The following is a 10,203-nucleotide window of genomic DNA, read 5'->3' as shown; positions in this document are numbered from 1 at the left end:
CGAGCAGCGCTCCTGCCCGCCGTCGACCGCCGGAACATCTCCGAGCCGTCCGCCCACCGGATCCGTCCGGCACGGCACACCCAGGACACGCCCATCGCTCCACCCCCGAGATCGTCCTCGGCCGAACGCCGAGGTTCGCAGGCCCGCCCTGGGGCCTGCCCCATCTCGAGTCTCCAGGGGCCGGCCCCGGGGGGCGCGAGAATCCACGGGCTGTGGATAACTTCCGTCGAACCTCGGGCCGTCGAACCTCGGGCCGTCGAACCTCGGGCCGTCGAACCTCGGGCCGTCGAACCTCGGGCCGTCAGACCTTGGGCGGGGTGACGTCGGCGCCGGGGGAGTCGGCGCCCTTGGCGGACTCGACGGCGTGGCCGCCGAACTGGTTGCGCAGGGCGGCGACGACGCGCATGGCGGGGGAGTCGTCCTGGCGGGAGGCGAAGCGGGCGAAGAGGGACGCGCTGATCGCGGGCAGCGGGACGGCGTGGTCGACGGCGGCCTGGACGGTCCAGCGGCCCTCGCCGGAGTCGTTCGCGTAGCCGCGGATGTCGTCGAGCTCGGGGTCCTCGGCGAGCGCGCGGTTCATCAGGTCGAGCAGCCACGACCGGATGACCGTGCCCTCCTGCCAGCTGCGGAACGTCTCCGGCACGTTCGTCACGACGTCGCTGGCCTCGATCAGCTCGTAGCCCTCGCCGAACGCCTGCATCATCGCGTACTCGATGCCGTTGTGGACCATCTTCACGAAGTGGCCCGCGCCGACCTTGCCGGAGTGGACGAACCCGAACTCGCCCTCGGGCTTGAGCGTCTCGAAGACCGGCATGAGGCGCGCGACGTGCTCCTCCTCGCCGCCGACCATGAGCGCGTAGCCGTTCTCGAGGCCCCACACGCCGCCGCTGACGCCGCAGTCGACGAAGCCGATGCCGCGGGCCGCGAGCTCCTCGCCGTGCTTCTGGTCGTCCACATAGTGTGAATTGCCGCCGTCGACGACGATGTCGCCCTCGTCGAGGATCTCCCCGAGGCCGTTGATCGTGTCCTGGGTGGGACGGCCGGCGGGCACCATCACCCACACGGCGCGCGGCGGGGACAGGCGGTCCGCCAGCTCCTGCAGCGAGCCGACGTCGCTCAGCGCGGGATCGCGGTCGTAGCCGACGACCGTGTGGCCGCCGCGGCGCAGCCGCTCGGCCATGTTGCCGCCCATCTTGCCCAGGCCGATGATGCCCAGCTCCATGTTCACTCCCCTGTGCTTCGTCTGCGCGCGCCGGTCGGGCCGCGCGCCGATCCGCGAGGGCGGCTCCCCCGCGGATCGTCCGTCCCCCCTGTGATGCCCGTGATCCGGCCCTTACCCGGACAGACGCACCGGCATGATCAGGTAACGGTAGTTCGGGTTCGCGCCTTCCTCCGGCGGCTTGCCGGTGAGCACCGCGGGCTTGGTCGGGGTCGTGAACGACAGGCGGGCGACGTCCGAGCCGACCGCCGACAGGCCCTCCTGGAGGAACCCTGGGTTGAAGGCGATGTCGATGTCCTCGCCCTCCAGGTTGGCTTCCAGGGCCTCGACGGCCTGCGCCTCGTCGCCCGTCCCGGCTTCGAGGACGACCTCGCCCTGGCGGAACGACAGCCGGACGGGCGTGTTCCGCTCGGCGACGAGCGAGACGCGCTTGACGGCCTCGATGAACGGCGCCGTGTGGATCTCGGCGTGGCCCGCGTACTCGCTCGGCAGCAGCGACCGGTACTTGACGAAGTCGCCGTCGAGCAGCCGGGACGTGGTGCGGCGGCCGCCGCCCGCGAAACCGATCATGCCGTCGCCGGCGCCGGACGTGCCGCCGAGCGCGATCGACACCTCGGCGCCGGACGTCAGCGACTTGGCGGTGTCGGCGAGCGTCTTGGCCGGGACGAGCGCGACGGCGGAGAAGTCGGGACGCTCGGGCTTCCAGTGCAGCTCGCGGACGGCGAGGCGGTACCGGTCGGTGGACGCGAGCGTGACGGTCTCGCCCTCGATCTCGACCCGGACGCCGGTGAGCATCGGGATCGTGTCGTCCTTGCCCGCGGCGATCGCGACCTGGGAGACGGCGGCGGCGAACTCGTCGCTGCCGACGGAGCCCGCGGCGGGCGGCATCTCCGGCAGGGTCGGGTAGTCCTCCACGGGCATGGTGAGGAGGGTGAACTTCGCGCTGCCGCAGCGCACCATCACCTTCGCCCCGTCGGTGGTGATCTCCACAGGGTGGGGAGGAAGGTTCCGGCTGATCTCGGCGAGCAGGCGGCCCGACACGAGGACGGTCCCGGCCTCCTCGACGTCGATGTCGGTGGAGACCTGCGCGGAGACCTCGTAGTCGAACGCCGAGAGCCGCAGCCGGTCCTCGTTGCCCTCACCCCCGGCCTCGATGTGCATGCCCGCCAGGACCGGGACCGGGGGCCGGGGCGGCAGCGTGCGCGCCGTCCAGGCCACGGCGTCGGCGAGGGCGTCTCTGTCGATGCGGAACTTCAAGGGGACCCGCCTCCTGCAGGTGTCGGACAACGGTTCGGTGCGAGCACCTCGCTCCGGGCTCTCGGGGCACGTTTTCCCCAGGCCCGAACTTGAGGTGAATCTTTTCTTGGGTAGAGAACAGGTGTGGTCTTAGTAGTAGGGGCTGTGGACAGTGTGGACAGAGGCCATCGTCGCAGGTGAGACCCAGTATTTTTGTCCACGGGCGGGGTGTGCACGAACTGTGGAGGACGAGGGTCGCCTGTGGAGGGCGATTCTGTACCCACAGGCCGTCCCCAGGTCATCCACCGGTTATCCACGAGTTTTCCACGGGTTCTCCACCCCGGTCCGCCGGATCCGGTGGGACGTGCGGGCCGGCGGCTCGGTCGTCCACCGCTCATCCCCAGGCCGTCCCCAGCTTTTCCACCGGTTTTCCCCAAGAGGCGGGCGTCGGTGCACAGCCCGTCCACAGTCGTCCACACTTCATCCTCAGGTTTTCCACGGGTTGTCCACGGGGTTATCCACGAAAATCCCCAGGGTTTTCCACAACCTGTGAGTAGCCGCTTCCGTTTTGCCGAGAGGGCGGATTATGTCGTTTCTGTTCCGCCCGCTGGCTGTGGACGACGGGAACGGCGGCCGTCCACAGTCCCGGAGAGGGAGTTTTCCACAGGTCGGCGCCCCTGTGGTCAGTGCTTGCTCGCCTGGTGCTTGATCCGCCCGGTCAGCTCGGTGACCTGGTTGTAGATCGCGCGCCGCTCGGCCATCAGCGACCGGATCTTCCGGTCGGCGTGGATGACCGTCGTGTGGTCGCGGCCGCCGAACTGCTGCCCGATCTTGGGCAGCGACAGGTCGGTCAGCTCCCGGCACAGGTACATCGCGATCTGCCGGGCGGTCACCAGCATCCGGGACCGCGACGGCCCGCACAGGTCGTCGATCGTCGTCCCGAAGTACTCGACCGTCTGCGCCATGATCATCGCCGCGGTGATCTCCGGGCCGGTGTCGTTCGGGATCAGGTCCTTCAGTACGATCTCGGCGAGCCGCATGTCCACCGACTGCCGGTTCAGGCTCGCGAACGCCGTCACCCGGATCAGCGCGCCCTCCAGCTCCCGGATGTTCGTCGCGATCTGCGAGGCGATGAACTCCAGGACGTCCGGCGGCGCGGCCAGGCCCTCCTGCCGGGCCTTCTTCTGCAGGATCGCGATCCGCGTCTCCAGCTCGGGCGGCTGGACGTCGGTCGTCAGCCCCCACTCGAACCGGTTGCGCAGCCGGTCCTCCAGCGTGACCAGCTCCTTGGGAGGCCGGTCACTGGAGATGACGATCTGCTTGCTGGCGTTGTGGAGGGTGTTGAAGGTGTGGAAGAACTCCTCTTGCGTCTGCTCCTTGCCCTCAAGGAACTGGATGTCGTCGACGAGAAGGATGTCCACGTCCCGGTAGCGGCGGCGGAACCCGTCCGCCTTGCCGTCCCGGATCGAGTTGATGAAGTCGTTCGTGAACTCCTCCGAGCTCACGTACCGGACGCGCGCCCCGTTGAAGAGGCTCTGCGCGTAATGGCCGATCGCGTGGAGAAGGTGCGTCTTGCCGAGCCCCGAGTCGCCGTAGACGAACAGCGGGTTGTACGCCTTCGCCGGCTGCTCCGCCACCGCGACCGCCGCCGCGTGCGCGAACCGGTTCGACGACCCGATGACGAACGTCTCGAACGTGTACTTCGGGTTCAGCCGCGCGTGCTCGGACGTCCCGGCTCCCGCGCCGCCGCCGGACCCGTGCGTCCCGCCGGGGGCGCCGCCGGGCGCGCCGGGGCCGCCTCCTGGCCCGCCTCCCGGACCGCCGCCGGGGCCGCGCCCGTCGGAGGCGTCCTCGTCGCGGTACGCCTCTTCTCCCCTGTACTGCTCGGGCCCCCCGAACGGGTTCTCGCCGCCCGGGAAGGAGGTCTCGCCGTGGCCGGTGTCGCCTCCGGGCTCGCGCTCCTTGCCCTCGGCGTGCCCGCCGGGGCGCAGCGGACCGAGCGTCCGGTCGTTCAGGTGCGAGGGCGCGTGCGGCGGACGTCCGGGAAGATCGCTCCCGAACCCCTCAGAGCCCCCGTACTCGGAGCCGTAGCCCTCAGACCCGCCGAAGGCCGAACTCTCCGGGCCGCCGTACCCCTCGTTTCCATACCCCTCGTTCCCGTACTCGCCCGCTCCGGGAGGACGCGCGCGGTAGCCCTGGCGCCCGTCGAAAGGGCCGGGACGGGACGAACCGAACGGGGGCTGCCGGGGCGCCGAGGGGTAGCCCCCACCATGCTCGCCCTCGCGCTGCGGCCATCCACGGTCGTCCTCCCCCTGTGGATAACCACCCGGGCTGTGGGTAACTCCGGGCTGCTGCCGGTACCCCTGCTCCCCGTACCCCTGCTCCCCGTAGGACTGCTCCGGGTACTGGCGGTCGGGAAACTGCGAGTCCCCGTACTGCTGGTCCCCGTACGGACGCTCCCCCTCGTGCGAACGGTCGTGGGGGCGCTCGTGCTGGCGCTCGGGGGGGCGGTCATGGGGCCGGTCGCCATAGGAAGAAGGCGCGGGCTCGTGCGGGCCGAGGCCGGGGACCGGCGCGGACAGCGGCTCGCCGCCCGTGCGGGGCCCGCCGCCGGGGCCGGGCGCCGCGGGCGCCGGCGGTTCGGGCTGGACGGTCACCGCGACGCGGATCTCGCGGCCCAGCTCGCGCGACAGGGCCTGCGTGATCAGGCTGCGCAGCCGCGTCTCCAGGGCGTCCTTGGCGAACTCGTTCGGCGCCGCGAGGAGGGCGGTGCCCTCGACGAGGGCGAGCGGGCGGACCATCGGCAGCCATGCGCGGTAGCTCGGAGACAGATCGCTCTCGGCCAGTGCGGTGAGGGTGCGGGCCCAGACCGATCCGAGATCCTGACCGTCCATGCGCAAGGTCCCCTCCCCACATCTCCGTCGAACGGAGTACCTGACTGCCCTGCTGTTCCGCGGGTGGCGTCCCGCCTCGTGGGGCACGTCCGCGATGCGGAAGCCCTACTCTCTCACGAGTTGTCCACAGAGTTTTCCACATGCTGTGCATAGTGGTGCGGCACCTGTGTATAACTCTCAGGCGCACTCTGAACGAACGGTCGCGAGGTGCCCGGCCATGAAAGACCGGTGCGGGAAAAAGGAGTACAGGTACGGGAGGAATTCAGCGTGTGATGCCGACAACAGATGACCGAAGAGGCGTCGGCTCGCCCGGAAGACCATAGCTGCTGCCGGGCCCACCCGCAACAGAGGACGTCGCGGCCGCCGTCCGGCCCCTGGACGCCCGGGCCTGCGGCCCTCGTACCCGCGCGGGCGCACCGTCCACCGCCGGCGCCGCCCTGTGGATAACTTTGGGGAAGCGCCGCCGTCCACAGTCGGACGCGCGGGCGGGACGCGCGCCCCGGGGCCCGCGCGCCAGGGAGCCCACCGGGACCCGCTCCGGGCCCGCGCGTCCGGAGGTGCGTTCCGTTTGACCGGGTACTTAGTGAGCCCGTAATGTGCTGAGGTCGAGTCGCATCGACGGAGATGCCGCGTGCCCGCCGACCGACCCACTGGGAAGTACGGGTGGGCCCCCGCTGCGGGGGACCAGACGCGGCCCTAGATGCGAGCCATCGAGCCTTAACGAGCCGACCGCAGCACTGGAGCCTCAAGTGAGCAAGCGTACTTTCCAGCCGAACAACCGTCGTCGCCACAAGAAGCACGGCTTCCGGCTGCGGATGCGCACGCGTGCCGGGCGCGCCATCCTCGCCGAGCGCCGCCGCAAGGGCCGCGCCCGGGTCGCGGTCTGAGCCCTCCCCACCGTGCTGCCGTCCGGACACCGGATGCGGCGGCGGGACGACTTCACACTGGCCGTCCGGCGCGGTCGCCGCGCCGGACGGCCGACTGTCGTTGCACACCTGCTCCGCCGGGACGAGACGACCCCGCCGCTCGTCGGCTTCATCGTGTCGCGGGCCGTCGGCAACGCCGTCGTCCGCAACTCGGTGCGCCGGCGGCTCCGCCACCTGGTGCGGGCGAACCTGGACCGGCTGCCAGCGGGTAGCCTGCTCGTAGTACGCGCCAACCCCCGGTCGGGGACGGCGCGTCCTGACGAACTGGCCGCGGATCTCGAGTCGGCGCTCGACCGGCTGCTGCGGCCCGCGTCCGCGTCCAAGGGGCGGAGATGAGGAGTCGGCGGCGGGAGCCGAACCCCGCGCAGCACCCGGACGGGCCTCCCGGCCCGGTCGCCGCGGTGCTGATCCTTCTCGTCCGCGCCTACCGCCGCTTCTTGAGTCCCCTGCTCGGGCAGCAGTGCCGCTTCCAGCCCAGTTGCAGCGCGTACGGCCTGGAGGCGCTCCAGGTGCACGGGGCGCTGCGCGGCACCTGGCTGACGGCCCGCCGGATCGGTCGGTGCCACCCCTTCAACCCCGGGGGGTACGACCCGGTGCCCCCGAAGAAGGCGCCGGCGGCGGCTTCTTCGAACTCCGGCCGCGAGGACAGCGGCCCCGCCCTAGCAGAGCCCAAGGAGCTGCCCGGTGCTTGATTGGCTGTACGAGATCGTCTCTCAGCTCATCGTGTGGATTCACACGGGGCTGAGCACCTTCCTGCCGAAGGACAGTGGATGGGCCTGGGGCGGGTCCATCATCCTTCTGACCGTCCTGCTGCGGCTCGTCATGGTCCCGCTCTTCGTGAAGCAGATCCACGCTTCGCGGAAGATGCAGGAGCTGGCGCCCAAGGTGCAGGCGCTGCGCAAGAAGTACAAGAACGACAAGCAGCGCCTCAACCAGGAGGTCATGAAGCTCTACCAGGAGAACGGCGCCAACCCGCTGTCGGGCTGCCTCCCGCTCCTGGTGCAGATGCCGGTCTTCATCGGCCTCTTCCAGACCCTCCAGCGCATCTCGGACGCGAAGCAGGGCGAGAGCGTCTTCGCGATGTCCGCCGACCTGGTGCAGAGCGCGCAGCACGCCAGCATCTTCGGCGCCCACATCCCGGACACGTTCCTCAACGCCTGGGGCGACGACCCCAAGAGCTGGACCGCGATCATCATCACCGCCATCGCCGTGGTGATCAGCTCCTGCACGACGTTCTTCACGATGCGCGCCAGCATGAAGCGGCAGCCCATCACCGACGACGCCAACCCGATGATGCAGGCGCAGAAGATGATGGTCTTCCTCGCGCCGCTGTTCGGCCTCGTCGGCCTCGGCTTCCCGCTGGGTGTGCTGATGTACTGGGTGACGTCCAACAGCTGGACCCTCGCGCAGCAGCACTACATCTACAAGAAGTACCCGCCGCTGAACGCCACCGGCGACGACGCGAAGGGCGGGCCGAAGCCGGGCACCAAGGGGCCGGCGTCGCCCAAGTCCGGTGCGAAGTCCGGGACGAAGGGCGCCGCGGGGACGAAGACCGCCGCGAAGAACGGCACGAAGCCCCGGCTGCGGAAGGGCGCGGAGGAGGAGACCCCCGAACCGGAGGTCAAGCAGAAGGTCGTGCGGAACCAGCCGACCCGCAAGCCGCGGAGCAAGCGCAGCGGCAGCCAGAAACGCTAGTTTTGATCCGAGCCCGTGCCGCAGAAGGAGACCCCGTTGAGCCAGACCGACACCACCGAGGTAGACGTCCAGGCGCTCGAGCAGGAAGGCGAGATCGCCGCCGACTACATCGAGGGCCTGCTGGACATCGGTGACTACGACGGCGACATCGACATGGACGTCGAGGGCGAGCGCGCGCTCGTCGCGGTCGTCGGCGCGTCCCTGGACGAGCTGGTCGGCAAGCGCGGCGAGGTCCTGGAAGCCCTGCAGGAGCTGACCCGGCTGGCCGTGCACCGCCAGACCGGCAACCGCACCCGCCTGATGCTCGACATCGGCGGCTACCGGGAGCGGCGCCGCGCCGAACTGACGAAGCTCGGCACCGACGTCGCGAACGACGTGAAGCAGAGCGGAGAGGCCAAGCCGCTCGCGCCGATGACCCCGTTCGAGCGCAAGATCGTGCACGACGCGGTCGCGGCGGCGGGCCTGCGGAGCGAGTCCGAGGGCGAGGAGCCCGGCCGGTACGTGGTCGTCCATCCCGCCTGAACGCAGACGGAACGGCCCCGGTGACAGCGGTCACCGGGGCCGTTCCGCTTTCCGGACGCCGGTCTGGCGGGCGTCCGGACGAGGGAAGGGGCCCCGCGCCCCGACCAAGCACGCGGGGCCCCCTGAACTCGGTGTGCACCGCCGCCCGCAGCACACCGAGTGGTTCGGGGCGGGCCCTCAGGGGCGCCGCGTCCGGGTGAACCGCCGCCGCGCCGGCGGCGGCGCGGCGGCAGGTCCCTCCACCCGCTCCTCCACGGGGTCCTGGACGGGCGCCGGGGGCTCCGGCTTGCGCGGGGACTGCATGTACGCCGGGTCCTGGGCATGGGCCGGGTCCTGCGCGACGGCCGGGTCGAGTTCGCTCGGCCCGTGCGTGGCGCCCTGGCCGCGCGAGTGCTCGACGACCCGCTCGACCCGCTCGGCGGGCCGTCCGGGCGGCGGCGGGTCCTGGACGATGTGCTCCTCGCGGACGACCGTGCCCGGCTCGTCGCCGTAGGCGGGGTCCGCACCGGTGATCCGGCCGGCGGCCCGCCGCGGGCGCGTGTACTTGAGGGTGAACAGCATGCTGGTCACCCCGACGAGTATGAGGATCCATCCGACCATGTGGATGTTCACGCCGCTGAGGTCGATCTGGAGCGCGAACGCCAGGATGGCGCCGATGGCGATGAAAGCGAGACTGACTCCGATTCCCATACCGGAGCTCCTTCCAGGGGGCTGGCGGGCGACATGACTGCCTCTACCCGTGCCGTCCCGGTTATGCGGAGGGGTGATGTGGTTCTTGCCATACGGTCAGGGTCAAGAGTGCGCGCACCAGGACGTTTCGTGTGTACGCAGCCACAGGGTTTTGTGGAACGATTCGGATGGTGGGGATTGCACGTGAGGTTTTCGGTGATGCGCTGCCGGTCGCGGAGCGCTATGCGGCGTTCCTCGCGGACGCCGGAGTCGAGCGCGGCCTGATCGGACCGCGGGAGGCGGACCGTCTCTGGGAGCGCCACCTGATCAATTGCGCGGTGGTGTCCGAGGCGGTTCCCGAGGGCGCTCACGTCGTCGACATCGGATCGGGAGCCGGACTGCCGGGCATCGTCCTGGCGATCGTCCGGCCCGACCTGCGCATCACCCTCCTCGAACCGCTGCTGCGCCGCACCACGTTCCTGGACGAGTGCGTCGAGATGCTCGGCCTGCGCAACGTCGAGGTCCGCCGCGCGCGGGCGGAGGACGTCGCGGACGACTACGCCGTGGACGTCGCGACCGCGCGGGCCGTCGCACCGCTGGAACGTCTCGCCACGTGGGCGCTGCCGCTGCTGCGGCCCGGCGGCGAACTGCTCGCCCTGAAGGGCGAGCGCGCGGCCGTCGAGCTCGACGAGGCGCAGCCGGTATTGCAGCGATTCGGTGTGCCTACGGCCGAACTGCTGCAAGTCGGGCGCGGTATGGTCGAGCCGCCGACAACGCTCGTCCGCGTCGTCGCCGGGGTTGTCGGGCGACAACAACGCGCGCCCCGGCGTGCCAGAAGGTCGAGGAAGAGGTCGTCATGAGCATGGGACCGGAACTGGGCCGGCCTGACCGCGCCGACGAATCCGCCGACGAATCCCCCGCCGACCAGCCAACCACGCCGTCCGGGCACGCGCTGTGGGGCAACACGACATCCGGAACCGCGGAGAACGTCGGCTATGTGCCGACGAACTCCGGCGCTCAGCCGCCGGGACCGCGCGACGGA

Annotated in this window: 10 protein-coding genes; 6 read left to right on the top strand and 4 right to left on the bottom strand. The window is 70.7% G+C overall.

Features of this window, described 5'->3' with window-relative positions; translation table 11 throughout:
- Positions 1-301: 301 nt before the first annotated feature.
- From gnd to dnaA, 3 genes are all read right to left on the bottom strand, one after another.
- Positions 302-1,228: a phosphogluconate dehydrogenase (NAD(+)-dependent, decarboxylating) gene (gene gnd, locus H505_RS0123980; RefSeq protein WP_267898567.1), complete on the bottom strand. Its 927-nt coding sequence runs from the start codon at positions 1,226-1,228 to the stop codon at positions 302-304.
- A gap of 105 nt (positions 1,229-1,333) precedes the next feature.
- On the bottom strand, positions 1,334-2,476 hold the full coding sequence (dnaN, locus tag H505_RS0123975) for a DNA polymerase III subunit beta (protein ID WP_026404004.1): 1,143 nt from the start codon (positions 2,474-2,476) through the stop codon (positions 1,334-1,336).
- A gap of 662 nt (positions 2,477-3,138) precedes the next feature.
- Positions 3,139-5,349: a chromosomal replication initiator protein DnaA gene (gene dnaA, locus H505_RS51935; RefSeq protein ID WP_026404003.1), complete on the bottom strand. Its 2,211-nt coding sequence runs from the start codon at positions 5,347-5,349 to the stop codon at positions 3,139-3,141.
- 749 nt (positions 5,350-6,098) lie between these two features.
- On the opposite strand from dnaA, the gene rpmH reads away from it, so the two are divergent.
- Genes rpmH through H505_RS0123950 form a run of 5 tightly spaced genes read left to right on the top strand, consistent with a single transcriptional unit; the run spans position 6,099 to position 8,492 of the window.
- The gene (rpmH, locus tag H505_RS49225; RefSeq protein ID WP_075899517.1) at positions 6,099-6,236 is read left to right on the top strand and encodes a 50S ribosomal protein L34; all 138 of its coding nucleotides are present in this window, start codon (positions 6,099-6,101) and stop codon (positions 6,234-6,236) included.
- A gap of 12 nt (positions 6,237-6,248) precedes the next feature.
- On the top strand, positions 6,249-6,611 hold the full coding sequence (rnpA, locus tag H505_RS0123965; RefSeq protein WP_026404002.1) for a ribonuclease P protein component: 363 nt from the start codon (positions 6,249-6,251) through the stop codon (positions 6,609-6,611).
- Positions 6,608-6,967 carry a membrane protein insertion efficiency factor YidD gene (yidD, locus tag H505_RS0123960; RefSeq protein WP_026404001.1) on the top strand — a complete coding sequence of 120 codons (360 nt, stop codon included), beginning with the start codon at positions 6,608-6,610 and terminating at the stop codon, positions 6,965-6,967. The genes rnpA and yidD overlap by 4 nt, the downstream gene beginning before the upstream one ends.
- A complete protein-coding gene (gene yidC, locus H505_RS0123955; protein WP_026404000.1) occupies positions 6,960-7,970 on the top strand; it encodes a membrane protein insertase YidC in 1,011 nt (336 codons plus the stop codon). The genes yidD and yidC overlap by 8 nt, the downstream gene beginning before the upstream one ends.
- 36 nt (positions 7,971-8,006) lie before the next feature.
- Entirely contained in the window at positions 8,007-8,492 is a 486-nt protein-coding gene (locus H505_RS0123950; RefSeq protein ID WP_026403999.1) for a Jag family protein, read from the top strand.
- A gap of 177 nt (positions 8,493-8,669) precedes the next feature.
- Here H505_RS0123950 and H505_RS50030 read toward each other — a convergent pair whose 3' ends face one another.
- Positions 8,670-9,182, bottom strand: a complete 513-nt coding sequence (locus H505_RS50030; RefSeq protein ID WP_034519541.1) for a DUF6458 family protein — start codon at positions 9,180-9,182, stop codon at positions 8,670-8,672.
- Between the two features lie 167 nt (positions 9,183-9,349).
- On the opposite strand from H505_RS50030, the gene rsmG reads away from it, so the two are divergent.
- The gene (rsmG, locus tag H505_RS0123940) at positions 9,350-10,021 is read left to right on the top strand and encodes a 16S rRNA (guanine(527)-N(7))-methyltransferase RsmG (protein ID WP_169528857.1); all 672 of its coding nucleotides are present in this window, start codon (positions 9,350-9,352) and stop codon (positions 10,019-10,021) included.
- Positions 10,022-10,203 lie beyond the last annotated feature (182 nt).

Source organism: Actinomadura rifamycini DSM 43936, from assembly GCF_000425065.1.
In the GTDB taxonomy this organism is placed as follows: Bacteria; Actinomycetota; Actinomycetes; order Streptosporangiales; family Streptosporangiaceae; genus Spirillospora; species Spirillospora rifamycini.
This window is presented reverse-complemented; position numbering and strand designations above follow the sequence as displayed.